Source organism: Cellulomonas sp. KRMCY2 (genome assembly GCF_000526515.1).
GTDB lineage: Bacteria > Actinomycetota > Actinomycetes > Actinomycetales > Cellulomonadaceae > Actinotalea.
In genome coordinates this window covers 2310535-2336371 of record NZ_JAGF01000001.1, presented here as the reverse complement: position 1 = coordinate 2336371, position 25837 = coordinate 2310535, and the positions used below count along the sequence as shown (strand labels likewise).

At 69.7% G+C, this 25837-nt stretch carries 19 protein-coding genes and 1 tRNA gene; 9 read left to right on the top strand and 11 right to left on the bottom strand.

Annotated features, from left to right (window positions below; genetic code table 11):
• Nucleotides 1-82: 82 nt before the first annotated feature.
• Nucleotides 83-2818 carry an AAA family ATPase gene (locus K415_RS0111250; protein WP_197024708.1) on the top strand — a complete coding sequence of 912 codons (2736 nt, stop codon included), beginning with the start codon at nt 83-85 and terminating at the stop codon, nt 2816-2818.
• A gap of 11 nt (nt 2819-2829) precedes the next feature.
• Here the strand turns inward: K415_RS0111250 and K415_RS22775 are convergent, their stop codons facing one another.
• Both K415_RS22775 and mobF read right to left on the bottom strand, forming a co-directional pair.
• Nucleotides 2830-3219, bottom strand: coding sequence for a hypothetical protein (locus K415_RS22775; RefSeq protein WP_024287151.1), 390 nt, complete (start codon nt 3217-3219; stop codon nt 2830-2832).
• Complete coding sequence (gene mobF, locus K415_RS0111240; protein ID WP_197024707.1) at nt 3216-6794, bottom strand: MobF family relaxase; 3579 nt, start codon at nt 6792-6794, stop codon at nt 3216-3218. Before mobF ends, K415_RS22775 begins: the two co-directional genes overlap by 4 nt.
• Before the next feature lie 376 nt (nt 6795-7170).
• Here mobF and K415_RS21785 point away from each other — a divergent pair, with 376 nt between their 5' ends.
• The 3 genes from K415_RS21785 (at nt 7171) to K415_RS0111225 (ending at nt 9510) form a co-directional block, all read left to right on the top strand.
• The gene (locus K415_RS21785) at nt 7171-7599 is read left to right on the top strand and encodes a hypothetical protein (protein WP_051480518.1); all 429 of its coding nucleotides are present in this window, start codon (nt 7171-7173) and stop codon (nt 7597-7599) included.
• 91 nt (nt 7600-7690) lie between these two features.
• Entirely contained in the window at nt 7691-8116 is a 426-nt protein-coding gene (locus tag K415_RS0111230) for a hypothetical protein (protein WP_024287148.1), read from the top strand.
• Nucleotides 8113-9510, top strand: a complete 1398-nt coding sequence (locus tag K415_RS0111225; RefSeq protein WP_024287147.1) for a hypothetical protein — start codon at nt 8113-8115, stop codon at nt 9508-9510. The genes K415_RS0111230 and K415_RS0111225 overlap by 4 nt, the downstream gene beginning before the upstream one ends.
• On the opposite strand, the gene K415_RS0111220 is transcribed toward K415_RS0111225, so the two are convergent.
• The 3 genes from K415_RS0111220 to K415_RS22770 all read right to left on the bottom strand — a co-directional run bounded on the left by K415_RS0111220 (nt 9494) and on the right by K415_RS22770 (nt 12709).
• A complete protein-coding gene (locus K415_RS0111220; protein ID WP_024287146.1) occupies nt 9494-9739 on the bottom strand; it encodes a hypothetical protein in 246 nt (81 codons plus the stop codon). The genes K415_RS0111225 and K415_RS0111220 overlap by 17 nt on opposite strands.
• Nucleotides 9740-10058: 319 nt before the next feature.
• Nucleotides 10059-11051, bottom strand: a complete 993-nt coding sequence (locus tag K415_RS0111215) for a hypothetical protein (protein ID WP_024287145.1) — start codon at nt 11049-11051, stop codon at nt 10059-10061.
• A gap of 194 nt (nt 11052-11245) precedes the next feature.
• Nucleotides 11246-12709, bottom strand: coding sequence for a hypothetical protein (locus tag K415_RS22770; RefSeq protein ID WP_155859436.1), 1464 nt, complete (start codon nt 12707-12709; stop codon nt 11246-11248).
• Between the two features lie 479 nt (nt 12710-13188).
• Between K415_RS22770 and K415_RS0111200 the strand changes: the two genes are divergently transcribed.
• Together K415_RS0111200 and K415_RS0111195 are read left to right on the top strand one after the other, a co-directional pair.
• Nucleotides 13189-14661, top strand: a complete 1473-nt coding sequence (locus K415_RS0111200) for a hypothetical protein (protein WP_024287143.1) — start codon at nt 13189-13191, stop codon at nt 14659-14661.
• Nucleotides 14662-14841: 180 nt separating this feature from the next.
• Nucleotides 14842-15681: a restriction endonuclease gene (locus tag K415_RS0111195; protein WP_231494876.1), complete on the top strand. Its 840-nt coding sequence runs from the start codon at nt 14842-14844 to the stop codon at nt 15679-15681.
• 158 nt (nt 15682-15839) lie between these two features.
• Here K415_RS0111195 and K415_RS23495 read toward each other — a convergent pair whose 3' ends face one another.
• Nucleotides 15840-16139 (bottom strand): transposase, encoded by a 300-nt coding sequence (locus K415_RS23495; RefSeq protein ID WP_081785224.1) that lies wholly within the window; start codon nt 16137-16139, stop codon nt 15840-15842.
• 17 nt (nt 16140-16156) lie between these two features.
• Here K415_RS23495 and K415_RS24900 point away from each other — a divergent pair, with 17 nt between their 5' ends.
• Complete coding sequence (locus tag K415_RS24900; protein ID WP_081784978.1) at nt 16157-16522, top strand: transposase; 366 nt, start codon at nt 16157-16159, stop codon at nt 16520-16522.
• Between the two features lie 97 nt (nt 16523-16619).
• Here the strand turns inward: K415_RS24900 and K415_RS0111185 are convergent, their stop codons facing one another.
• The 3 genes from K415_RS0111185 to K415_RS0111175 form a co-directional block, all read right to left on the bottom strand.
• Nucleotides 16620-17735 (bottom strand): PIN domain-containing protein, encoded by a 1116-nt coding sequence (locus tag K415_RS0111185; RefSeq protein ID WP_231494875.1) that lies wholly within the window; start codon nt 17733-17735, stop codon nt 16620-16622.
• A gap of 214 nt (nt 17736-17949) precedes the next feature.
• Nucleotides 17950-18023 (bottom strand) — tRNA-Met (locus K415_RS0111180).
• A gap of 149 nt (nt 18024-18172) precedes the next feature.
• Nucleotides 18173-21172 (bottom strand): UPF0182 family protein, encoded by a 3000-nt coding sequence (locus K415_RS0111175; RefSeq protein ID WP_024287140.1) that lies wholly within the window; start codon nt 21170-21172, stop codon nt 18173-18175.
• A gap of 178 nt (nt 21173-21350) precedes the next feature.
• On the opposite strand from K415_RS0111175, the gene K415_RS0111170 reads away from it, so the two are divergent.
• Complete coding sequence (locus K415_RS0111170; protein WP_024287139.1) at nt 21351-21935, top strand: PPA1309 family protein; 585 nt, start codon at nt 21351-21353, stop codon at nt 21933-21935.
• 73 nt (nt 21936-22008) lie between these two features.
• Here the strand turns inward: K415_RS0111170 and K415_RS0111165 are convergent, their stop codons facing one another.
• Both K415_RS0111165 and K415_RS0111160 read right to left on the bottom strand, forming a co-directional pair.
• A complete protein-coding gene (locus K415_RS0111165; RefSeq protein ID WP_024287138.1) occupies nt 22009-23142 on the bottom strand; it encodes a PDZ domain-containing protein in 1134 nt (377 codons plus the stop codon).
• A gap of 25 nt (nt 23143-23167) precedes the next feature.
• On the bottom strand, nt 23168-24280 hold the full coding sequence (locus K415_RS0111160) for a hypothetical protein (protein ID WP_024287137.1): 1113 nt from the start codon (nt 24278-24280) through the stop codon (nt 23168-23170).
• A gap of 78 nt (nt 24281-24358) precedes the next feature.
• Between K415_RS0111160 and K415_RS0111155 the strand changes: the two genes are divergently transcribed.
• Nucleotides 24359-25828: a zinc-dependent metalloprotease gene (locus K415_RS0111155; RefSeq protein ID WP_024287136.1), complete on the top strand. Its 1470-nt coding sequence runs from the start codon at nt 24359-24361 to the stop codon at nt 25826-25828.
• Nucleotides 25829-25837: the final 9 nt, after the last annotated feature.

Below are 25837 nucleotides of genomic sequence, written 5' to 3'. Positions count from 1 at the left end.
GGTGATCCTCCCCCAAATCGGCCGCGGGGCTGGCGTGCCAGCGGTACCGTCCGAGCAACGCGATCGGCGGGGGGGAACGAACATGCCGGACTCGGTCTACGAGCAGCTTCATACGTGGTCTACCAGCAGCCTGGTGCCGTGGCAGCAGGATGCACTACGTCGAATCGTCCAGGCGGACTTCGCGTCCCGCCGAGACACCGAGGAAGTTGCCGGGATCGCCTACCGTGCAGCGGCGGATCGGCGGCAAGCGGCGCGGTACATCCCGCCGGGGCAACCTGATGCGGACGTACCGGTCAGCACGGTGGCGATTCCGCTTGAACTGGTGCATCTCCCGGTGCGCTCGTCATCTGAACCTCCGGTACGGCTCGGCGCCCTTCGTCACATCAGTGGAGTCAACAGGCTCAAGCCCGACGCTGCGATTCCGTTCGCACTCGATGGGCTGACGGTCGTCTACGGTGGCAACGGAGTAGGGAAGTCCGGCTTCACGCGAATCCTCAAGCGCGCCTGCCACTCACGCGCACCCGAGGAGATCGTCCCGAATGTCTTCAGTGACATTGCAGAGCAACCCCGAGCAGCCCTCACCTACCTTCTCGGCGATGAGGAACAGACACACACCTGGGACTTGGACAAGGACAGCGCCGACCCGAATCTCCCGCGAATTGCAATCTACGATAATCGCGGTGCTATGGTCCATTTCCACAGGAACGGCGCTCAGGTGGAACTCCTCCCCCCGGGTCTGGACGCACTGGCTAGGCTCGCTGACTTCTATGATGAGATCGCCGGATGGGCAAAAGCCGAACTTGCCCGCAGGAGGGCCGTGCTACCACCAGGGGCGCACCGAAACGCCGTGGCTCTACGCTCGCAGATGGATGCCGTCGGCACGCAAGGCGCGATGGAAGCGCTCCAAGTGCTAGCGCTGCTCAGCCCAACCGAAGAGAAGGAGCTCGCTTCGCTGGCAGACCAGATTAGGGTGCTCGAGTCCGGCAGCCGCAAGACCCGCATTGCGGCCGAGACGCTACATGAGTCGCAGTTCCGCTCGCAGAGCGCTCGCGTTGCGACCACTTCCGAGGCGTTCTCCAACGAGCAGATCACGCAACTCGCAGAAGCCGCGACCTCACACGCTGAGACCCTCCGCGATGCTTCCACCGCGCCCGCACCGCCGGAGGAACTGCTCGAGGGTGTTCACGGTGCCCACTGGGAAGCAATGTGGGAGGCTGCACTCGCCTACGCACTGAACCATGCCTACCGAGGCGAGTCCTACTCTCCGGAGGAGGGCTCGCTGTGCCTCCTGTGCCAACAGCCTCTCGACGGTGCGGCCGCGGAAAGGCTCCAGCGGTATGCAAGCCGGGAGTCCGAGACATCGGCGGCGCGCATGCGGCGCCTCAAGAGGACCTTCCAGGACATCCTTCGCAGTCTCACAACCTGCAGCCTCGATGGCGTGCTCGACCCTGCCCTGCTGGCAGTCCTTCCTCCAGAGGCGGCAGCAGACGTGAGCGCAGCAACCGCCGCACTTACATCGGCCGCTGCCGTATGCGAACGAATCGATACGGAGCACGACCCAGAGCTGAGTGCAGAAGACGAGGCCGTACTCCGTGCCGTCCTGGGCCCCCTCAGCCGTCTCAAGACCCACGTCTCGGCCGAGGCTGACCGCGCGCACACGATTATCGAGACGCTCTCCGCCCAAAGCGACGATCCGCAGCAGATCAGCGCGCTGCGCCTACGCCTTGGTCTTCTCCAGGAGCGCAAGAGTCTCCAGGGAGATATGGAGGCCTTGATTGCCCTCCACGACGCAAAGATTGAGGCCGACGCGCTGAACGAAGTGCTCGCGCAATCCAATACACAACCGGTGAGCCGCAAGTCCGGGACGATCTCGGAGACGTACGTCACCGCGATCTGCGAAGCGTTCAGCGGCGAGGCCGCATTGCTCGGTGGATTCGACATTTGCGCCTCCATGGCTCCGCTGACAACCCAGAAGGGTACGCGCCGGACAGGAATCGTTCTGCGACAAGCCAAACGTACATCAATACCAGCCGATAACGTGCTCAGCGAGGGCGAGCTGCGCGTCATGAGCCTGGCCGCATTCTTCGCGGATCTTCGAGGCAGCGGGGAGGCTTCCGCCATCGTGCTGGACGATCCGATGACATCGCTCGATCACCGCTTCCAGAGAAAGGCCGCCGAGAGGCTTGTGCGAGAGGCACGCTCCCGGCAGGTCATCGTCTTCACTCACAGCACGGCGTTCCTCAGCGAGATTCAGTCGGCCGTTGAGGATGATCCCGCAGCCCAGATCAGCGAGGGAATCGATCCGCATGATCCGGTTCCCCTCTCCGTGATCGAGGTGGCCAGGGACCGCAACTCGGGCTTCTCCGGCATCAAGGTCGAAACCTTCGTGACTGCCACCAATGTCCTTGAAGAGCGCGTCAAGCATCTGGGCAAGCTCATCGCTGCCAGCCAGGCGCACTGGGACGCGGGTGAGGTCGACCTCTACGAAAGGAGCATCGAGAACTTCGCACGTCACCTGCGCGGTTCGTGGGAGAGTGCCGTCGAGGATCTTCTGCTGTGCAAGATTGTCCGCCGCAATCGAAAGTCGATTACTACGGAGAACAGGATCTCAGGACTCATCGGCATTACCGCGGAGGAGGTTGCTTCCGTGGCAGTTGGCATGAACGTGGAGTCGTTCTTCGTTCACTCCACACCGGACGGAAGCGAGAGGGACAGCCCAACGCCCGACGAACTCCGCAGCCGCGTTGACGCGCTACGCGAGTGGATCCAGAAGGTGAAAGCGCGTCAGAAAAGTGTCAGGGGTCAGTACCCCATCTAGGCATCCAGCGTTCACTGAACGCGGTGTTCCCCAGCGCGACATCCGCTTCGCGCGGCCCACTCGGCCAGCCGGGGCCGGGCGAGCCCGAGTCGCTCGTGCCAGGTTAGCGGTGCGTCCGCGTGCGAGGTGGTGGCGTAGGCGGCTTCCCATGCGAGGTGGAGGGCTGAGAGTTCTTCGATGAGCTGCCAGTGCTTGGTCCAGCATTCGGGGACATAGCGGCGGTCGAGTTGGTAGTGGTCGACGAGCCAGGTGACCCACAGGTCAAGCTCGTCAAGAAAGTGCCGCTGCTCGTCGGTGGTGTGTGCGGCCCACATGATCGGCATTGGTGGGCCGCTGGGCTGGTGCAGGACCGGCTCGGGGAAGAACCCGTCGGGGGCGGCGTTCGGTCTGGTCCTGGTCATCGGGTCACGCTCCGTTCGGAGGCAGGTGTCGGGACTCGCGGGGTTGTTGACCGGGGCGCGCTGACCGGTGTTGGCCTGCTCATCGCGTCGTCGCGGGCGACGTTGGCGCCGATCGCGGCGCGCCACGCCAATCGAGCACTCGGGTCCGCAGGCGCCGGTCCGAGGGCGACAAGCCACTCCGGTTCGGCGCCAATCGCCTGGTCGGTCAGGGCGTCGATGCGTGCCGCGATGAGCTCGTCAACCTGGTGGAGGAGCTCGGCGACGTCGTCGGGCATGCCTGCTGCGTCGGGAACTACACGGATGCGGGTGGGGTCGTCGACCTGGGTGTGCAGCCAGTCATTGACACGGTGGTGCAGAAGGGCGGCGACGACGTGGGCGGAAGCGGTGTCGTCGATGGGCCGGGCGGCGATGAGCCCCACCAGGACCTGGGGCATCGGGTGGCCGAGCGTACGGCCGCGTTCAAGTGCGGTGATGAGGGGGCCCCGGGCGGGTGAGGTGGCAATCTGCTCGCACTGCCCGGCGGTCAGTCCGAGGGTGGGGAAGGTGCTGTCCCAGCGGTGGCCGGCGGCGTCGGCGATCAGAGTTTGGTGGATGGGCTCGAGGCGTCTGAGGGAGGCGACCTGGTCCTGGGAGGCGGCGATGGTCTCGGTGGCGGACAGCTCGGCGCCGGAGGTGGCCAGGATCGCGGCGAGGGCGTCGTGTCCGTCGGGGATGTGTTGGCGATCGGGCAGGTAGTCGCAGGTGGGGTCGACTTCGTCGAGGGCAATGTAGACGTGGTTGTCGTGACGGCCGCGGCTCATGCCGACGTAGAGGTTCTCGCGGACCATGCCGGGTGCGGCCAGGACATGGGCGCGGTCGACGGTGATGCCCTGGGCGCGGTGGGTTGTGGTGGCGTAGCCCAGGTCGACGTGCTCGGCGACGTACCCGGCCGGGAGGGTCGCTTCTCCCCCGGTCGCGGGCATTGCGGAGCCGGGGCGGGTGACCGGGGTGACGGTGATGGCGCCGTCGGGGGCGATGGCGGCGACCTGCCACAGGTCGCCGTTGCGGACGTGTCCGTTCGGGGCGCGAAGGCGCCGGTTGTTCGAGCGGGTCAGGACGCGGTCGCCGACGCTGATGGTCGTCCCGTCGGCCTTGGTCAGCCCTTCCGGTGCGACGAGGCCGTCGGCGACGCGGTCGTTGTGGGCGCGGGTGTTCAGGACCGCGACGGTGTGGGAGTCCGCGGCGATGAGGATCGCGGGAACGCCGGCTTCGGTGTCGGTCTGCCAGGCGGCGTAGGCGTCCTCGCACATGACCTCCGCGGCGCCGGCGCTGATGCGGTCGTGCTCGGCGTAGGCGTCGATGACGCCGGGGTCGCCCCGGCGGAGGCGCCGTGTGGCGGCGGCCTCCCACGGCTGGCTGAACCGCCACAGCGACGTGAGTGTCGCGGGTCGTCCGCGTTCGGCGAGCAGGTGGAACGCACCGCCGGCGTCGACCGCGGAGAGCTGCTTGTGGTCCCCGACGAGCAGCACCTTCGCCCCCGCCGCGGCCGCCTGTGCCGTCAGGGCGTCGAGGGTGAAGGTCCCGGCCAGGGAGGCTTCGTCGATGATCAGGAGCTGGTCGCGGCTCAGCCGGTAGCGGTCACCTTGGGCGGCCAGGGTGTTGACCGCGGTGTCGATGGTGCGCAGCCGGGTCCGCTGGTCGATGCCGAGCGCGGTGGAGCGTTCGGCGTGCAGGTGCGCCAGCAGGTTCGTGCGGCGTTGTGCGCCCGAGCCGACGGACTCGTGCAGCCACTTGGCGGTGTTCTCGCACCCGATCCCCAGGGCCTGGCCGAGCTCGGCGGCTGCGGTTGCTGAGGGTGCGAGGCCGACGACCGTGCCGCGCCCGTAGGCCTGCTCCCACACCGCCTTGAGCGCGGCGAGCGTCGTGGTCTTGCCCGTCCCAGCCGGCCCGACGAGGACCTCGACCCGGGCGGCTGAGGCGACGACATGTTCGACGGCGTCGGCCTGGTCGGGCGCGAGGGTGACGGTGCGCCCGTCGGTGCGGTCGATCGGCCGGGAGGTGACGGCCTTGGCCAGCCACGCGGGTGCCGTCGGCGCCGCGGCGTCCAGGGTGGCCGCGTCGAGGAGTCGGGCCTCGGCGTCGAGCACCTGGTGGTGGGTGTACCGGTCCTCACTGGTCCGGGTGAACTGGGAGGCGCCGTCGGGCCGGGTGTAGGCGGCGGCGACGATCAGCGGGTCGGGTGCCTGCAGGCTCACGCACGAGGCCAGGGTCGCGTCAGTGACGCGCTCGAGCAGGGCGGTGCGGTCGGTGGGGGTGGCCATGCGCATCGCCCGGGTGGACCGTGCGGCCTCGGCCATGACGTTCCAGCGGGTCCAGGTCGACCGGCGCGTCATCACCTGCCCGATGGTGTGCTCGGCCAACCGGTCGACGACAGGCGCCGGGATGTGAGCAGCGCGCTGCGGGACGGCGTGGGACAGGCGCATGACCGCGGCGGTCAGCTCGGCGGGGGTCTTGCCGGTGCGGCGGGTGGCCCTGGCCTTCCACACCGTCATCAGGTCGCCCAGTGGGGTGACGTGCTTGTCCGGGCGGGTGGCACGGGTGACCTGCTGGCGCAGGCGGGAGACCTCGATGCGGTTCGGGCCGCGCCCGTGGGTCGCGTAGAACGCCCCCAGCACGCCCGTCATCGCCTCATCGATCTGGGTGGTGCGGGTGGAGAACTCCGTCATCAGCGCGTCATCGACCCCGTCCAGCTCGAACCCCGGCGTCCGGCGCGGGCCGCGATGACGCCACCCGAACTGCACCGGCAGGCGGCGTGCGAGCTCGTCGGCGAGCAGGTCGTCATAGACCTCCGAAACCATGACGACCGCGTGGTGCAGAGAACGGGAGTCCACCGACAGCCACGCCCCGTGCGGGCCGTGGACCTTGTTGGCGATGACGAGGTGGGTGTGCAGGTTCGGGTCCCCGGCGCGCGAATCCCAGTGGTCGAAGCCAGCTGCGATCAGGCCATCGACCTTGTGCTGCTGGCAGCCGTCGGTTCCGGTGCGCGTGAACGCCGCGGTGTCCTCCAGGAAGGCCAGTGCTTGCTCAACGGCGGCCCGGTGCGCGGCCAGGACCGCGGCCTGGGTGGCCTCGTCGGACACCGCCCAAAGTGTCGACACGGACTTCGTCGGGGTGAACGTCAGGTCGAACCCGGCAACGGCGCTCGGGGTGCGCTTGGCCAGGTCGACGCGGGTGATCGTGGCGATCGCGGCGGCGCGGGCCTCGCCGGCCATGTCCTGCGGGAGTGCGGCGACCTGCTTGGCGATGCGCTCCGCCGCCGGCGTGTGGTTCCGATAGGGGCGACCCAGCGCGGCACCGGTGGTGGGGTCCTTGCCCTCGCCGAACAGGTACGCCATCTGCGGCTCGCTGACCTGCGACCCAGCCGATAGCCCGTCCGCGTCGAGGGCGGCCAGTCCCCGGCCGTACCAGCGGCCCGCAGGGTTGCCTGACGACGTGTAGTAGGCGGTCAGGTCGGCCTTTGCTGACCGGTCGCAGTCGCCCGACGCGGTGTGCTTGAGCAGGTACTGGTAGCCGGCGCCGGCCGTCAGCCGGTGCATCGTCATCACCACGGTCGGCCACCGCCCGTGTTCGCCGGCGCGCAACCTTGGCCCGGCTCACGGAGGAGGCCAGCGGGCCATGTCCGCGGCGGCGTGGTTGTCGTCCTCATGCCTACAGGTGTGCGGATCCAGGCAAGAAGATGCGCCATCGCGGATCGCGATAATGCCCACTCGAACCTGGAATGCCAGAAGTGTCATGGCTCCTACTGCCCTCCGCCGCGCGATCTTCGTGCCCGGTCGCGCACCCCTGCCCTCGAGGACCCGTCATCCACAGGCTCGGCCGCCCGATCGCCACCTGAGAGCTGAGCGTGACGAGCCTCGAAGAACGGGTCGACGCTGCGTCGGCCCGCTGGGGACCGATCGCAGGAGGTTCGTGATGAGCGCGATGCAGCTGGACGAGATCGCGGCAGGGCTGCGCGACTGGGCGCGAGGCTCACTGCCGATGGCGGCCGGCGCCGAGCTGATGCTCCGTGCGTTCGACGGACGGTTCGCGCGCCCGTCGAGGTCGTGGATCGTTACCGAGCCCGACGGGCGGGTGTGGGTTGACGCCGGCGCCCTGAGCGACGGCGTCGGCGCCCTGTCCGGCGGGGAACGCCGGGTCCTCGCGATGGTCGCCGCCCTGCTCGACGAGACACCAGTCGACGTCGTCGACGTCGTGACGGGGCTCGACCGGGCGAACCTGCACCTGGTCCTGGCCGCCCTCGCGCACGCCGCGGGGTCGCACGAACACGCCGACGTCGTCGTGGGCCCGGACGGCCTCGGACACCTGACCCGTCCCGGTCCTGTCGTGGCCTGGCCGACGTGACCAGGGATGGCTGCGATCTTCTCGCCTCGATCCGCACACCTGCAGTCAAGAGACCCCGACGCCGTCGGGCACGTGAGGGAAGGCGAAGGCGATGAGCACGACGTGGACACAATCGGCGCAGACGCTGATCTCCGAAGCGACCACCGGGTGGGAGGGCATCTGGTCGCTGACCTACGCCGCCGGGTTCGGTGCCCTGAACCTGGCGATGAGCGTGCCCCTGGGGGTCGGGGTGTCGATCTCCTACGCGGCGATGGACTTCCGCGACGCCCAGGACGAGCTGGAGTGGGCACGCCCCAACCTGCGGGCCACCGCCGCGGCCGTGCGGCTCGGGCACGTGCGCGACGTCGACGACGCCGTTGAGGCACGGGCGATCCTGGACCAGCTCGCGGCCGCCGCCCTTGACCGGGCGGCCGCGCTGGCGGAGGTCGAGCTCAACCTGTCCGACCAGGCCGCCCTGTCGCGGGTCATGGCCCGCCTGATCACCGGACGGGCCAAGGTCACAGGGCGCTGGGCATGACCACCTACGCCGACCTCCTTGGCGGCGCCGCCGAGCAGATCCGGATCGGCGCTGGCCAGCTGCGCACCGACACGTTCTGGTCCGCCGATGATGCGCTGGACGTGATCGGCGACTTCCACGCGGTCCTCGACGCGGTCGCCTCCCACACCCGCCGCCTGCTGTGGCCGGCGCAGATCCACCGCATCGGCTTCACCTCCCACCGCGACGGCCTACCTCCGAACGAACGCGCCGCGATCGCACTGGCGGCCTGCATCGAAGCCCTCGTCGGCCAGGCGCGCCCCCACCCCTCACAGCTCACCCCTGCAACGACTCCCTGGCTCCGAGCCGCCCTGCAGCTGCGCGCCGCCTCCGACCTGGTCGCCACCCACTTCCATCCCGACGGACGCCCGCGCACCCCCGACGCCGCCGCCACCAACACCCGTGCCTTTGACGCCGGCCTGGTCGACCTCGGCCACCTCGCCGCCACGATCCTCAGCGCCGAGGAACCCCTTGCCTTGCGCGCGCTCCAGGCCGACGTGAGCAAGACCGTCGTCATCAGACACCTGCCCGGCCTCGGCTACCTCGCTGACCTCGCCCGAGACCTGAGCACCACCGACGACGGCCTCGACCCGAGCGCCCGGACCCGACTCGAGGCACTGCCTCAGACCTGGACACCGATCCGCACCGACGACCCCGCAACCGAGCTCGGCGACCGCATGCACCGCCTCCGCCAAGCCACCTTCGACATGGCCGCCGAGGCCGGCGACACCCTTGCGACCCTGCGAGACGTCACCACGATCGGCATCGCCGTCCACGCCCACGCCGCGGCCTTCCACGGCGCCCAGCCCACAACGGCGCTGGATCCAAGTCCTGGCGCACGCGGCGCTGGGGCGCTCATCTTGCGGGGCCGGGCTTGGCAGTGGCTGCACCGCGAACTCTCCCACTTCGTCACTCTCGCCCCGCCACACGAGACCGTCCGCGACGACCTCGTCGCCCTCAGCCGCCTGCTGCCCGCCCTCGCACCGCTCACGGCCCGCGCGAGCAGCGCGACACTCGCGGACCCGGCATCGCGGCGCATCGGCGCGAGCCTCAACGGTGCCGTCGCGACCATGACCGACATCGGCGAGCACAGCGCCGCGGCGTTCGCCGACCTCGCGCGATCTGGTGCTCTCCGTCTGAACGCTCGCGACTTACCGCGCGGCCTTGTCAGCGACGATGCCGAACTCGTCCAGGATCGGCTCCGAGGGGCGCTCGTCCGGGCGCCCGATGCTGTCGTGGAGGCGATCCACGCGGAGTTCGACATCGTGCATCGACACCCGGCACAGGCCCCTCCCGCGAGCCCGCCACCCGTCGCACTCCCGGGCCGTCCTGGGCTGGTGTTCGAGCCGATCTCCCAGGTCAGTGCACGCCGGTGACCACTGACTTCACATACGGTCCCGGGGCGCCGCGGAGGCCGACGTCCAACACGAGCGGTCCGACAACACGGCTCCGTAGGTATGTGAGCAGGGCCGTGGCGGTCGGCCCGTCCCAGCCCTTGGCGTCGATGGCGTCGAGCGGGCCGCGGAGCCCATCGCTGTCGCGGCGGATCTCCGTCGGCGCGTCGTCCACAGTGGGCCGTTGGGACTGAACGTCGGAGTGGTCCATCGTCGTCTCCTCCGTGAATCGGTGGGAGACACGCTGCTCAGGGCCGATGCACGCGGCGATGACGCGGAGGGTGCACGGTGGACCGTCATCGATACCGCTGGAGTTGTGGAGAGTGCGTCATCGAGCAGAGCGAGGCAGCGCGAGCGTCATCGCCGTGGCTACCGCTCCTGATCAGGGCTGGGACCACTCGTCGGCAGCACATGGAGCCTCCGGATCCAACGTGCTGAACCCGTCCTTGGAAGAGCTCCGCCCGACGATCTCTTCGACCATCCGGTCCGGCGACGAGGTAGCTGCCCTGAACGCGAAGTCGGCGTCGTCGCTATTTCAGATGGCCGTAGTCGCGCAGGATCATCGCCGTAGCGAGGCCGTCCATGATCATGAAGCGGCGCGGGTTGCGCATGTCATAGGCGAAGGTCTCCGCCATGTGCACCACTGGCGCCGAGATCGCGTCGTTGTGTTGCACCACGAGCAGTTCGACCGGTTCGGTCGCCAGGCGTTCGATCTGGTCGCCGTTCTTGCCCAGGTGCGCTATCTGCATGGTCCCTTTGACGCTGCGGCCCTTGAGGAGCCACGCGGCCGAGGTCTGCTGGCCACTGACGAGCAGGTTGTTGGTCGACAGGTCGGAGCGCTCGCCGCCCCAGTCCTTAGGGACAAATGGCGAGCCGATGATCGCGGCCAGGGCATCCTTGACTACGTCCTCGCGCATGTTGTTGACCTTTGTCGCGTCGTCGCGGCTGACGCCGTGGGCCCAGTCGACTTCCGAGAACTGATCTACTTGCTGAACGTGGACACGCCGTTCATCCGGTGTCCACAGCCCAGCGGTCTCCTCCAGCCAGCTCCGGTGTCCGATAAACAGCGGTCGGAGCCGGATCGTCTGGTCTTGAACGTCGCTGACGATCGCCACCATGAGGACGTTGTTCCGCTTCCTGAGATGCTCGGAGGTTGACGAGAACGGGAAGCGGCTCGTGTCCACGACCCCCTCGAGCCTCCACTGCTTGTCGGTGTTCAATTGAGCGTGGAAGTCGACGAAGTCGTTGGAGGAGCGCCGCCTGAAGTAGAACGCCTGCTCCACGGCAACGAGCTGCCCGCCAAACGGCAGCGACGTCAGGAGGAGGCGCTGCAGCTCAGCCGGCGGGTCTGTCCTGAGCAACTGTTGAAGCCGGTCCGTCAAGCCGTGCTGCTTGACGGCGCGATCCGTCTGAGTGTCGCCCGTGGCAGGCAGGAACCGCGCCCGGTCTACGGGTCGAAGCCCCAACAGGTCGACGAGCCCGTCCTGGTTGGCGAAGATGAGTGTGAGTCGAACTTCCTGCATTCCTCACGCTCCTGGCGTCTCCTCGCGACCGCCCGTTTGCGGCGGACCTTTGGCTCACTCTAGATGGCGATGATGGTCGCGAAGTGGCCCCAGTGGTCGACGTTGAGCGAGAGCCGAATCCTCACGGAGTCGGCAAGGCGGCGGGAGTCGAGCCATGATCGTCGCGGCTCGTACGAAGTGCCGTGAGAGACCGTCTATGCGAAGAGCGCCTCCAGTTCGCGCCGGCTCCACACGCCTGCCCGCCCGGGGAAGCTAAAGACGTTGGGACGGTCCCCTATGGCGAACGGGTCGTCGGGGTCGCCAGTTTGGCCGCCCTCGAGCAGATGCTTGACCGAAGCCGTCAAGTGGCTTGGGCCTGCGCCCGGATACCCGGCGTGGTACCCGCCCGCGCGGCCAGGAAGCGGGGCCCACTCGCCGTCGTCGCCGAAGTAAAGTGGCACGCGCGGGTCGGTCAGGTCCAACTGGTCGATGCCGCTTGAGAGGAACACGTCGGGCATCGCGAAGACGAAGCGCTTGCCGAGCGTCGCTGCGGCGATCGGCAAGGTGCGGTGCCGCAGGAATCGAACGCTCGCGGGACTCTCACTGGCCGAGTACCCGAGCAGGTAACGGCGCAGGATCAGGTGCGCGAGCCCTGCCTGTCTTGGCTGCACTGCCGCGAACCGGCCCACGAACGCTTCCTGAGGCGCGGAGAACTTCCCAGGGCCGATCTCGGCGACCTCGCGGATGGCGTCGGCGAAGTCGATGGCCGAGGCGATCCGCTCGGTGCCCGCGCTGTCGCCGACCGGCTCGAGCATGAGGTGCGTCCAGTCGTCCACCGACCCAGATGGCGCTGCAGGGAGCGGCTCGCTCGGCTCGACGGCGAGAATGACCGAGTCGGCGAAGCGCTTGGCACGGTCGACGGCGCGCCACGCTTCGTGAAGCGCCTGGTCGTGAGCCCAGCGCCAGTGCCTCTCGACGGCTGCATCGATAGGCGACTGATGGGGCAGGGCGCCGCGGTAGCGCCGCAGGTCGTCGGCGTCATCCTGGGCGAGTACATCCCCCTTAATGGGGCTGGGCTCGCCGGGCCGCCAGCGGTGCAGGGCGCCGGTGTGGACCAGTGGCCACGGGATCACGGGCACCGGTTGGCCGAGCGCGTGGGCGAGCTGTGGAGTTGTGACCTCGTACGTGACGTCGGGGTGTGCGGGATGCCGCACCCGGACGAAGAAGCCGTCATCGGACTCCTCCCAGCCCATGTCGCAGACGACGTCGTCCGACGCCGCGGCGCGCGAGGACTTGGACGCACGGCGATTGCTTCGCTCGGTCGGCGTCCCATAGGCGCTGCGGTATCGCAGGGTGATGGTGCCGAGGCCCTGTTCGGGCTGGAATACGAGTTCAAGAGCGTGGTCCGTGTTCTCGACAGCCGCAAGCCGGGCGGCCACGGCTGGCCGAGGCCAGAAGTGCACCGGGATGGGCGGTCGACGGGTCGGCGCCAGGCTGTCGAGCAAGTAGGCGTAGATGTCCACTGTCGCCCACGTGAGGGGATTGCGGGTGACGGGCTCCGGGAAGTCGCCCGGGCGCTGAGCACGCTTGCGAACGGCGGCTTCGGAGACACCGAGAACCTGCGCGACGTCTTCGACGTCGGCTTGGGCCGTTTGAATGGTGGCTGCACGTTTCCTCATGTCCACGACAGTAGCGACCACATGTCCCCGAGTCAAGGGACACGAAGTCGCAAGAAGCGTGGACAGGTGATTCCACCACCGTGCACTTCCAACCTGTGCGGGCCACTGGGGCACTGGCGGGCGGAGCAAGCTGTGAGGTCGCCCTGGGGGTGGAGCTCGTGGCCTTGGAACGAGGATGGAGTCAGACCACGAGAGGTGTCGTAGGGGGAGGCCGACCACGCGCCGGCACCCTGAGAAGGAGAAGGCCGCGGCGGTGCTGATGGTGCGGGCGTTGCGCGCCGGGCCATGCGGCCGAAGGCGGGTCGCGGTTGATGAGGGCAGCGCAGGTCACGGGCGTTTGCCACCGGCGCAAGCGCGTCGGCGCCGCCAGAGGACCTGGTCCAGCGTAGGTTCGGCGCCAAGGGTCGGAACCGGTTGTGGTGCACCTACATCACCGAGCACCCCACCCACTTCGCCCAGGTTCCTGCGGAGGTCGAGCCATGACGCAGCTCCCGATCCCGGTCCACGTCGGATCCGAACCGCCCGACGACTGGGACGACATCGAAGCGCGGCAACGGCAGTACACCGAGGATGCGGGGCCGTACCTGCGTGACAAGCGACGGCCGGCCGTCGCCAAGGCGGACCTCGACTGGGGCGCTCTTGGCTTCGAGCCGCGCTGGGTGGGTTTCGACACCGCCGACTGTGCAGCCGCCCTGCAGCCGAGCGTCTACTCCGGGCGCGGCGCCGACGAGTTCGACCGTTTCCGGCAGGGTGCTGAGCGCCGGGGCGAGACGGCGCTGGTGATCAGCCCAGTCGGAGAGGTCGACGACGCGTCGCGCAACGTTCACAGCGTCTTCGGACCGCCAGTCGACTCTGTGTCGGTCGGGCGGACCTATACGAGCATCGACGGTCGCGTGATCGGAAGGGGTGCACGGGTTCGGGCTGCCGCCGACCTGGGCGACGCGGATGGCCAGCTCGCGCTGCGGTTGCTCAGCTGCAACCCGGCGCCGACGTGGCGCAGTCTCTCGCTCCGCGGGGCAGTGATGCACTCCGTCTTCGGCCCCGAAGAGCATGCCGCTGAGGGCGAGCTCCTGGCGATCTTGGAGACTGAGCTCGGCGAGCCAGTCGTCGCCGCCTGGATCTCGTTGGACGGCGTTGAGCGCCGCTACCTCGTTCCGGTCGAGACACCGTGGACGCTGCTGCTCTCGTGGCTGCTGGAGCAGGCGCTACCTGAGTTTGTCCCCGGCGCGATGCGCCGGGCGCGGCGTCCGCTGGCCTCCGACGAAGAGCTGATGACTCGTCGTGAGCGCGATGTCCGTGCCGCCTTGGCCGCGCTTCAGGCGGACTACTCCGCACGCCGTGAGGAGCTGGAGCGCAAGCTCGAGGAAGCACAGGGTGCGGCCGTGGCGATCCGCGAGGGCCTGCTCTATGGCACGGGCCAGCAGCTCGTCGCGGCCGTGCGGTCGGTCTTCGAGTCCGCCGGCGTCATCGTCGTCGACCTCGACGTGGAACTCGGTGGCACTAAGAACGCCGATCTGCTCTGTACCTCTGGTGGCCGCTCCCGATTGGTCGAGGTCAAGTCGGCGAGCGGGAGTGCTTCCGAGCGCGCCTACCAGGATCTGCTTCGTCACCTGCGGGAGTGGCCGAACCTGCCAGGTGCCACGCCGATCGACGGCGGAGCACTAGTAGTGAGCCACGACCTCCGCACGGCTCCCCTTGAGCGGAGCCTAGAGCCTTACGCCCGCCCAGAGTTCCTGGCAGCGCAGACGGAGCCTGTGATCTCCGCTCTGGAGCTCTTCGTGGCTTGGCGCGACGAGGACCAGGATGGGATCCGTCAGATGCTGTCCGGTCCTGTCAGAGCTCCCGTGGCTCCGTCCCCGGCGGAGGCCGGCTCACCAGTTGTCGACGCGGAACCGGTCACATCGGGCGCAGGACGACGGCGCTGGTTCGGGCGACGTCGCGTGGGTTCGTAGGCGGCTTAAGGCAGGCTCCACCGAGGTGATCCTGCGGTTCCTCGGCTCGCCGCCCAACTTGGCCTCGGCGCTGGCTCGTACGATCAAGACATGACCAAGCGCATCTCGACGGAGGCCTACCAGGCGCTTCGCGACGCGCTGGCTGTCGTGACTTGGTTCAAGCGACCCTTCCAGGCGCTGGTGACCACGGCCCTGCGCGATAGCCCCGAGTTTGTAGCTGGTCTGAACTTCTCGGACACCAAGCGCAACGTGGCCGACGAGCTCGTGCGGCGGCTGGTCACCCAGGAGGGCCGCTACCAGGATGTCGCCATCCGGTTCATGCTGGAGATCGCCACGATGACGCGGTTCCCGGACATCGAGCAGCTCCCCGAGCCGGATCGGGCGACTCGCCTTGCCGATGCCCGGAACGCCGTGGCGCGCCTCCACGACCTGACCGAGCGGTTCAGTGACCGGCAGCAAGTGCAGGAGCGGTTGCGGACTGAGCGCGAGGCCAACCGGGCGAGGGCGGAGGCCCTGCGGCGGTTCGACGACGATGTCTCCGCGCTCAAGGACCGGTTCATCGAGCTCCAAGGCGCGACGGATCCGCGTCGCCGTGGATACGCCTTCGAATCCCTGCTCTCCGATTTGTTCAAGCTTTTCGACATGGAGCCCCGGCTGGCTTACCGCCTTGAGGCCGAACAGATCGACGGCTCCCTGAGCTTCGACACCGACGACTACATCCTGGAGGCGAAGTGGATCGCCGAGCCTGTGTCCCGAGAGGCAGCTGACGCCTTCGCAGCCAAGGTCCGGCGCAAGGGCAAGAACGCCCTCGGGCTCTTCGTGGCGATCAGCGGCCTGTCGTCTGCCGCTCTCTCCACCTATCGGGAGTCGACGCCGTTCATCACGATGGACGGCGGAGACGTCTTCCTGGTGCTGGACGGACGGGTGCGTCTCGACGACCTGATCCGGGCCAAGCGACGCCACGCCAATGAGACGGGGTCCTGCTACCTGTCGGCGTCGGAGATGCTCTCGAGGTCCTGAGTCGGGAGCGCCATCACCGCTCGACGCACGCGTGGCGAGCCCGGACATCGGCTGCACGTGGACATGGCGCGGCGCGGCCACCGCGTAGCGACAGCGATAGCCCCGGGCGGTGCTCGGACTGGCGCGCCGAACGCGTCAACTTTGACGGCTGTTCGGATCTACGCGTGGTTGAGGCGCCAGGGTCGGTTGCCGGAGGCTGCCAGGAGGATGCGTGGCCGGTAGTGGTCGAAGGTCCGGAAGCCGTGGGCCAGGCGCCGGGTCTTCTCGATGATCAGGTTGATCGCCTCGGTGCCGCCGTTGGAGACGCTGTCGGTCTCGAAGTAGGCCAGGACCTGGGTTCGCCAGGCTCGCAGGGTCCGGCCGAGGCGGGCGATTTCGGGGACCGGGCAGGTGTGCAGGGTCGTGATGACCTCTTCGGCGATCTTGCGGCCGGCGGCCGGGGTGCGCTGGTGGTAGATCCGACATCACCGCCTGGATGCAGATGCTCGCCTTCACCGGCCACCAGGCCCGCCGCTGGGAACCCAAGAAGCCGCGCTACCGGGTCTTCACCATCGCAGCCACCCTGGCCCGCAGCGGGCGACGGACCTGGCTGCACCTGTCCACCCGATCAGCCTGGGCCACGCTGACCCTGACCGGACTGGGCAGACTGGCCGACCTCGCCCCGACTGACGGCGACCGCGACCCTGCCCCCACGACCCCGCCCGACCCCGGCCCTGGAACCGGCGCCCACCCCGGACGACACCGGACGCCGTGTCACACCCACAGAGCAGAATCACGCACACACGGCACCAGAACTGCCCGACTCCGCAAGCCAGCCGTCACCGTGAAAGATCGAGGCTAACCGGCCCCCATCAGCCGGAGAGTTCCGGTGATCGACTGGATGGCTGGCCGGTCTGCGGCCGCAGCGAATAGGGGCTCGAGGTGAAGCGGCTCACCACTTACGTATCGAGGAAGTCCCATTCGCTGCCGAGGACCCAGCGCAGCGCGGAGAGTTTGCCGTTGAGCATGCCGAGCTCGAAGTCCGTGTAGGGCCCGAGCTCACCGGGCTGCACATAGGTCTCCTCGACGCGCTTCCGGCCCAAGACAGCGATCGCGAGCAGCCGCTCGACCTCGGCCCGCTCGCCGGCGTCCTGCAACCGGTACTCGTGCTGGAGCGAGCGGTGGTACCAGATGCGATCAAACAGCTGCTTCTCGGCATCCGCGATCTCGTCCAAGCGCCGTGGCTCCTCGATGAAGTCGGTCTCAGCAAACAGCTCGTCGATCTCAGGCCCGAAGTATGCGAGGAGGACATGGTTGAGCCCGTCGACGCCGAGCGCGTACACCGACCCGCCTGGCGCGAAGATTGCGGCGATGTCGGGATGCGGCTGCCGCTTGTCCCCACTCTGCAGCGAGAAGTCATCGCTGTTCGACGAGACGAACGCGTGCGGCTCGCGTGCAAGGTCAGCGCCATCGATGGCGGTTGCGTACAGCTCGATGAGCAACGCGTCTGCAACGCTGTTGCGCGACCGGTGAAGCGGCGCCTGCTTCGCGAGGCCACGTTCGACCACAGCACGGTGGTTCGCGTCGGTCGGCTCGACGACCCGCCCGGCGCGCAGCAGCGCGAGCACCTCATCGAAGTTGCGTGTCGTCATCGCGCCGATCAGCGGCACATGGCGGGCGAGATCCTCGATGACCTTGAACGCGTGCTCACTGCCCGTGCCCCCGTAATCGTCCAGGTCTTGCCTGATGAGCTTGAACCGCTGTGCGACGCTCGCCGTCATTGACGCCTCGATCCGCTCCCGGTTCCGCTCGAACTCATCGACTACGAGCGAGGGCACGATCAACTCGACCTCGCCCTGGTGGATGAGGACGCGGAGGGCGACGATCCACCGCTGCCCGGCACGCCGCTTGGACATGTCAAGCCACGTCGACGTGTCAACGAGCAGGTGCAGCACGCGTCCCAACGTATCGGCCACCGAGCTCCACCACTTCCCCGCCGACGCGGTCTCGCCGGCCAACGTGTCGGCGTCCCGCGTCGGCGGGTCCAGCAGGCTTGCTCGACCGACTCCTGTCACGCGTGCATCAAGCGACCCCTGGGCACCCTCGGCGCGTACGCGATGTGACGTCATTACGCAGCGCCCGGCGTCAGCTCCTGGTCCAACGTCCGCCTGGAATCGGCGCCGTCCGCGCCGGTTCGGCGGCGAGCCATGTTGACCATCCGTTGACCACCACGCCAGAGGCCCTCCCTCCCCGAAGGGAGAAAGGGCCTCTGACCTGCAATTTCACTTGTAGCGGGGGCAGGATTTGAACCTGCGACCTCTGGGTTATGAGCCCAGCGAGCTACCGAGCTGCTCCACCCCGCGTCGGTTCCGTAACCATACGTTGCCCCTGCCCCACGGGCAAATCGCTTCGCCTGCAGCGCAAACGGGGAAAGCCCGTGACGGATGACGTCACGAACCCTCCCCGCTCCTGCGTCGAGCCCGGCGGGCGGCCGGCCCGGCCGCCTGGGCTGTCAACCTTCGAGGTCGGCCTCGGCGGCGATCGCAGCTTCCAGTGCGGCCTGGAGACGGTCCTGCGCCGCACCGTAGGCCGCGAAGTCGCCGTCGGCCAGTGCGGCCTGGCCGTCGACGATCGCTGCCTGCGCCTCGGTCAGGGCGGCGTCCAGGCGGCCCCGCGCGTCGAGCGTGCCCGGGTCGACGGGCTCCGTGGTCGGCGTGGTCGTCGGCCCGGCGGTCGGCTCGGTCGTCGGCCCGGCCGTGGGCTCGGTGGTCGGCTCGACCGGAGCGTCCGGCACCTGCTCGGCGTCCTCGCCCGGCTGCACGCCCTCGATCCCGGCATCACCGCCGAAGACCTGGTCGAGCGCTTCCTCGAGCGTCTCGGCGAAGCCGATCTGGTCGCCGAAGGACACCAGCACCCGCTGCAGCAGCGGGAACGTGGTGCCGGTCGAGGACTGGACGTAGACGGGCTGCACGTAGAGCAGGCCGCCACCGACCGGCAGGGTCAGCAGGTTCCCGCTGACCACCGTCGAGTTGCCCAGCTGCAGGACGTTCAGGCTCTGCGAGACCTCCGGGTTGGAGCGGAAGTTGTTCTGCACCTGGCCCGGTCCGGGCACCGTCGTGTTGCGTGGCAGCTCGAGCAGCCGCAGCTGTCCGTAGTCGTCCCGCCGGACGCCGGCCTCGTTCCCTGGTTCGGCGTCCACCGCGAGGAAGCCGGTCAGGACGTTGCGGTCGGTCTGACCACCGGGGATGAAGGTCGACGTCAGGGAGAACGTCGGCTCGTCCTGGGTCGGCATCTTGAGGGTCAGGTAGTACGGCGGCTGCTTGAGGCTCGCCGTGATCGGGTCCTCGGGGTTCTGCCAGAAGTCCTGGCCCGAGTAGTACTCCGCCGCCGTGTCCACGTGGTACGTCGCGAGCAGCTCGCGCTGGACCTTGAACATGTCCTCGGGGTAGCGCAGGTGGCTCATCAGGTCGCCGCTGATCTCGGTCATCGGCTTGATCGACGTCGGGAAGATCTCCGACCAGGCGGCCAGGACCGGGTCCTGGTCGTCCCAGGCGTAGAGCGTGACCTCGCCGGAGTACGCGTCGACGGTGGCCTTGACCGAGTTGCGCAGGTAGTTGACCTCCTGCGGGGCGAGGGCGGCGATGGTCTCCGAGCTCGCGGTCAGGGCATCGAAGGTCACGTCGTCGAGCGGCCGCGACTTCGAGTACGGGTAGTGGTCGGACGTCGTGTAGCCGTCGATGATCCACACGACCCGCTCGTCGACGACGGCCGGGTAGGCACGCGAGTCGAGCGTCAGGTACGGGGCGATCTTGGCCACCCGATCATGCGGGTCCCGGTCGTACAGGATCTGCGACTCGTCGGTGACCCGGTCGGAGAAGAGCATCTCCTCCGAGCCGAACTTCAGCGAGTAGAGCAGCTTGTTCCACATGCTGCCGATGCTCGGGCCGGCCTGCACCTCCTGCGTCGGGAACGTGGTGTCGACCTGGCCACCGGCGGCGTCATCCGGGTAGTCGAGCTCCCACGGGTCGGTGCCCTCCGGTGCGCCGACGATCGAGTACTCGGGCATCGTCTGGCCGAAGTAGATGCGCGGCTCGTAGTCGCCGAGCGAGCCCGTGGACGGGATGCCGCCCTGGTAGAACGCCGGCCGACCGTCGGCTGCCGTCGTGTTGCCGTAGGCGGCGACGACCCCGAAACCGTGCGTGAAGACGGTGTGCTCGTTGACCCAGGTGCGCTGCCCGGCGTCCAACCCGTCGAGGTTGAGCTCGCGGACCGCGATCACCGTGTCGCGGCTCTCGCCGTCGATCTCGTAGCGGTCCACCGACAGGGTGTCCGGGAAGTCGTAGTACTGCTTGTTCTGCTGGAGCTGGCGGAACGACGGGCTGATGATCGCCGGGTCCAGCAGCCGGATGCTCGCGGTGGTCTCGGCGTCCTCGCGGAGCGCACCTGCCTCCGCCTCGAGAGCGGCGTCGTACGGCGTGACCTCGACGTCGTCCAGGCCGAAGGCTGTCCGCGTCGCATCGATGTTCCGCTGGATGTACTCGGCCTCGAACTCCTGGGCGTTCGGCTCGGCCTGGAAGCGCTGGACGACTGCCGGGTAGATACCGCCGATCGCGACGGCGGACAGCACCATCAGACCCACGCCGATCGCCGGCAGCCGCCAGTTGCCGCGGAAGGCCGCGATCACGAAGAGCGCCGCGACCAGGACGGCGACACCCGTGAGGATCGCCTTGGACGGCAGGACGGCGTTGACGTCGGTGTACGAAGCACCCTGGATCAGGTCGCCGGCCTTGGTCAGCAGCGAGTACCTGTCGAGCCAGTAGTTGGCCCCGATGAGCAGCATGACGACGGCGGCGGTCAGGCCGAGCTGGACGCGCGCGGCGGGCGAGGTCCGGTCCCCCCCGGTGCCGCCCAGCCGCAGGCCGCCGTACAGGTACTGGGTCGCGATGGCAGCGATGGCAGCGATCACCGAGACCGCCATCAGGAACGACACGAGGAAGCGCAGCGCAGGCAGGGTGAAGACGAAGAAGGACAGGTCGAGCCCGTACTGCGGGTCGACGGTGCCGAACTCGCCACCGTTGAGGAAGAGCAGCACCGCGTCCCACTGCGAGGACGCCGCCGCGCCGGCGAAGAAGCCGAGCACGGCCGGGGCGGCGATCATCACCAGGCGGCGCAGCGGCTCGATCATCTCGCGGTACTGGTCGAGCGACGCCTGCTCGGGCGTCGACGGCGCGTAGACCGGTCGCGTGCGGTAGGCCACCGACAGCGAGGCGAAGACCGCCCCACCCATGATCAGGAAACCTCCGACGAAGAGCAGCCCGCGGGTGATCCACTCGGTCCGGAGCACCTCGATGTAGCCGAGCTGGTCGAACCAGAGCACCTCGGTCCACACCTGAGCGGTGATGGCCAGAAGGATGCCGAGCGCCACCAGGACGACGATCGTCGGGCCGAGGGCCCCGCGGCGTCGGGCGGGGCGCAGGGCTCCGGCTGGTCGGGGCGTGGGTGTGAAGCTCACGGGTCACTACCTCAGATCGTCAGCACGTCAGGTCTCGCGTCGCGGGCACGGCAGGCCGTACGCCGCTCGCGGGGTCAGCAGGAGAACGTCCCTGCGTGGCCCCAGGTTCCCATATCGGACCGCCCGCCGGGCCGGTCGGGCCGACCGATCGTGTGCGACGACCTGCGACCATGGGCCGATGAGCGAGAACGACGACCACGGCCCCGCCACGACACCGGCCCGTCCCCTCCCGGCCGCCGACCGCGGACTCGCCGAGGCCGTGCAGGAGATCGAGCGGCACGTCGCCCTCGGTGGCTGGGACGGACCCGTGCGCGTGTTCGCCCTGGTCAGCACTCGACAGGCTCTGGCAGCCGAGCCCACGCTCGCCACCCAGCTGGCACCCGAGGTCCTGAGCCAGGCCGCCGACGACGCGCACCACCTCACGGCGGTCGAGCAGGAGGGGCTTCCCGCAGCGACCAGCCTCGAGGAGCTGCTCGCCGGTCTGTCGTGGCCGGCGACCGTCGACGGCGTCGCCGTGGTCGTCGAGCGCGTCGTCCTGCCGTCGGCAGCCGAGGAGGCGATGCCGACCGAGCCCGATGCCGCCCTGGAGTACCTCATGGCGCACCCGGACCGTCAGGACGTGCGCCTGGCCGTCGGCGTGCTGCGGGCCGGTGGCTCGTGGTGCGCCGTGCGGACCAGGGCGAACGACGTCGACGACGCCGTCGCGGGCGGGCCGGACCTCGTGCCCGGGCTCGTCGAGGCCGTCGCCGCGACACTCCTGTGAGGATCGCGCCGCCCTGACCTCAGGAGCAGGTCTGAGCTCAGGAGCAGGTCCGAGCTCCCGAGCAGGTCCGTGCTCAGGAGCAGGTGGGCAACGATCCGCCGTCGCCGGAGCCGATGGCCGCGACCGCCGCGCGCGCCTCGGCAAGGGTCCCGATCTTGACGACCTGCAGGTCGTCGGGGACGTTGCCGACGACCTCGTCGCAGTTGTCCTGCGGCGCCAGGAACCAGGTGGCACCGTCACGCGCGGCACCGGCCATCTTCTGCTGGATCCCGCCGATCGGGCCGACCGTACCGGTCAGGTCCATCGTGCCGGTGCCCGCGATCGTCAGACCGTTGGCCTCGTCCTCCGCGGTGAGCAGGTCGATGATCCCGAGCGCGAACATGGTGCCGGCGCTCGGCCCGCCGATGTCCTCGATCGCGATCGTCACGTCCACCGGCAGGTCGAACACGGGGTCGATGAACACACCGAGCAGGGCCTTGCCGTTGCCGTCGTCCACCGTCGTGACCTCGAGGTCCTGGCGGACCCCGTCGCGGTCCACGCCGATGGCGACCGTCGCGGACGGCTCGACGTCGTCCATCCAGGCGCTCAGCTCGGAGAAGCTGGGGACGTCGTGCCCGTCGACAGCGACGACCACGTCGCCCTCGAGCAGGACGCCCTCGGCCCCGGTGCCCTCCGCGACGCCTGCGACGTTCAGGACCGTCGGCACCTCGTAGCCGAGCTCCTCGAGAGCAGCGACCGTGGCGTTCTCCTGGGAGGAGATCATCGCTGCCTGGTTGCGTGCGTCGATGTCGTCGCGCGACTCCGTCGGCTCGAAGATCGTCTCCACCGGCGCGACCGAGCGGGTGCGGTCCAGCCAGCCGGCCAGGACGTCGACGAGGGTGACCGGGTAGTCCGGCCCACCGGCCACCGACACCGTCGTCAGCAGCAGCTTGCCGGTCGGCTCGTAGGTGGCTGCGTCCTTGATCGAGATGAGCGAGATGTCGTCCACCTCGCCGAGGGTGTCGCGGGTGGGCCCGGGACCGGTCACCGCGTACGGCACCGGCAGCAGGGACGCCCCGGCGACCAGCAGCGAGGTCAGGACGGTGGCGGCCGACAGGGTGATGGCACGCGGGGTCAGGACCCCGGCTGGAGGCCCGGTCGGTGGCGTGGCCGGCCGCGGGTAGGGCTCGGTGTCGGGGCCATGGGGCGGCTCGAGGACGTGCGTCACCGGGACATCATCCCTTCCGGACGGCTCAACCGTGACGCCGGGCCCGCGCCTGGCGCCACACGGCGGCCGTACCGAGCAGCGCCACGGCCGCCCCCGCAGCGCCGAGGGCGACGTCGCGCCCGTCGACCTGGCGCCCCGCGAGCGCGACCCGACCCCGGACCCCGGCGAGCAGCACGCGCAGGCACTCCTCGGTGTCGTGCGTCGCCGTCCACCCGGCAGCGCGCAGCCGCGCGGGGTCGACCGTCCACGGGTAGACGACGTAGGCGAGCTCGGCGGCGGGCACCGGCAGGACGCCGACCCGGTGCAGGCGCTCGGCGGTGCCGAAGGCCGTCACCGCGGCAAGCTCGATCCGGCGCATGCCGGCCAACCGCTCGACGGCCGAGGAGCTGAGCAGCGGTTGCGCCGCGACTGTCGCGGCGCCCGACCAGCCGAGCCGCACGACGAGCTCGACGGCCGACGCGACGTCCTCGACGTGGACGAGCTGCCAGTCGCGTTCCACACCCCTGACCGCGAGCACCCGCGGCGCCGCGAAGTGCCGTGTGACCAGCGTGTCGACGCCCGGCCCGACGACGGCGGCCGGCCGCAGCACCATGATCGACGGCATCCGGGGACCCCGTCGCGTGGCCGCCCTGGCCAGCACCGCCTCGACCGCGACGAGATCGCCGACGTGCCCGTCACCGGGTGCCGTCGGGGGCGCCTCGTCGTCGGTGATCACCGGGCGGTCGGGCTGCGCGCCGTGGACCATCGCAGAGGTCACAGCGACCACCTGCCGGACACCCGCCGTCCGCGCACCGGCCACGGTGCGCTGCGCGAGCGAGACGAGCGCGGCCCGCCGCTGGTCGGCGGTCCCGGGGCGGAGGGCCGACAGGTCCGCGTCGTCGGCGACCAGGACGACAGCGCGCGCGCCGGCCAGCGCCGCCTCCGGCGCGAGCTCGGGCAGGTCCGGCAGGGCGCGCACGGCACCACCCGCGTCGAGCGCGAGCCGCGCGACGACCGCGGCGGCGATCGGGCCACGGCCGAGCACGACGACGTCGCCCGCGCCGGCCGCGCCGTCGTCCCCGGCGCCGTCCCGTGCACGGGCGTCGTCGCGCGCATCGGTGCGCGCCTGACTGCGCTCAGAGCGAACCTGCCTGCTCATCGCCGTCGCACGACCCTTCGGACCCGTCGCAAGTGGTTACGGTTGACCGATCTCGCCCATCGTCTCAGGAGCAACCCGATGAGCACGCCGCCCGCTGACAACGACCACGGCGCGCCAGACGTGCCCCCGCAGTGGGAAGAGCTCCTGCGCCAGATCCTCGGGCCGGACGCCGACGCCGTGCTGGAGGAGCTCCGTGAGCGGGGCGGGCTGGCCGGCCTCGGCCTGACCGGGGCGGACGGCGCCCCGCTCGACCTGACGGCGCTCGCAGCGGCCGCCGGCCTGCCGAACGACCCGGCTGCCCTCGGCCAGGTGCTCGGGCAGATCCAGCGCATGCTCGCGGCCTCCGGTGACGGGCCGGTGAACTGGGACCTCGCGCACGACCTCGCCCGCCAGGCAGCGGTCGCCGAGGGTGACCCGTCCGTCGGGGAAGCGCAGCGCCGTGAGGTCGTCAGCGCGTTCTCGGTCGCCGAGCTCTGGCTCGACTCCGCGACCGACCTGCCACCTGCCGGTGGGCCGGTGCGCGCCTGGAGCCGCTCGGAGTGGGTCGAGCACACCATCGGACGGTGGCGCACGCTCGCCGAGCCGATCGCCGTCTCCGTCGCCGACGCGCTCGCCACGACCCTGGCGGGCCAGGCTCCCGAGGCGTTCGGCGGGGGCGAGCTCGGGGTCGAGGACAGCGACGAGGCGCACCCCGGCGCGGGCGCGGGCCAGATGATGCGCCAGCTGGGCGGCACGGTCTTCGGGATGCAGGTCGGGCACGCCGCCGGGACGTTGTCCCGGGAGGTCTTCGGCGGCACCGACATCGGCATCCCGCTGCTCGACGGACCAGGCACCGCCCTGCTGCCACGCAACGTCGCCCAGTTCGCCGAGGGTCTCGACATCCCGGCCGACGAGGTCCGACTCTTCCTCGCGCTGCGCGAGGCGGCGCACGCGCGCCTGTTCACCCACGTCACCTGGCTGCGCGGCCACCTGCTCGGCGCGGTGGGCGCCTATGCCCGCGGGATCACGATCGACACCGACGCGCTCGAGGACGCCGTCCGCTCGATCGACCCGACCGACCCGGCCGCGCTCCAGGAGGCACTGTCCGGCGGCGTCTTCGCGCTCGGCTCGACCCCCGAGCAGCAGGCTGCGCTGCTGCGCCTCGAGACGGCCCTCGCTCTCGTCGAGGGCTGGGTCGACGAGGTCACGGCGGCCGCCGCGACACCCCACCTGCCGCACACCGTCGCACTACGGGAGATGATGCGCCGCCGGCGAGCCGCCGGCGGTCCAGCGGAGGACACCTTCGCGACGCTCGTCGGGCTCGAGCTCCGGCCCCGGCGGTCGCGGGACGCGGCCCGGCTCCTCGCGCAGATCGCCGCCGACGGCGGTCCGAGCGCGCGCGACGCCGTCTGGGACCACCCCGACCTGCTGCCGACCGCGCTGGACCTGGACGACATCGCGGGCTACGCGGGCCGGCGGGCCGCCGCCACCAGCGAGCTGGCGGACGTCGACCGCGCCCTTGCGGAGATCTTCGGCGACGAGCCGGGCGCCGGCGTCACGGGCCCGTGACGGACGCCG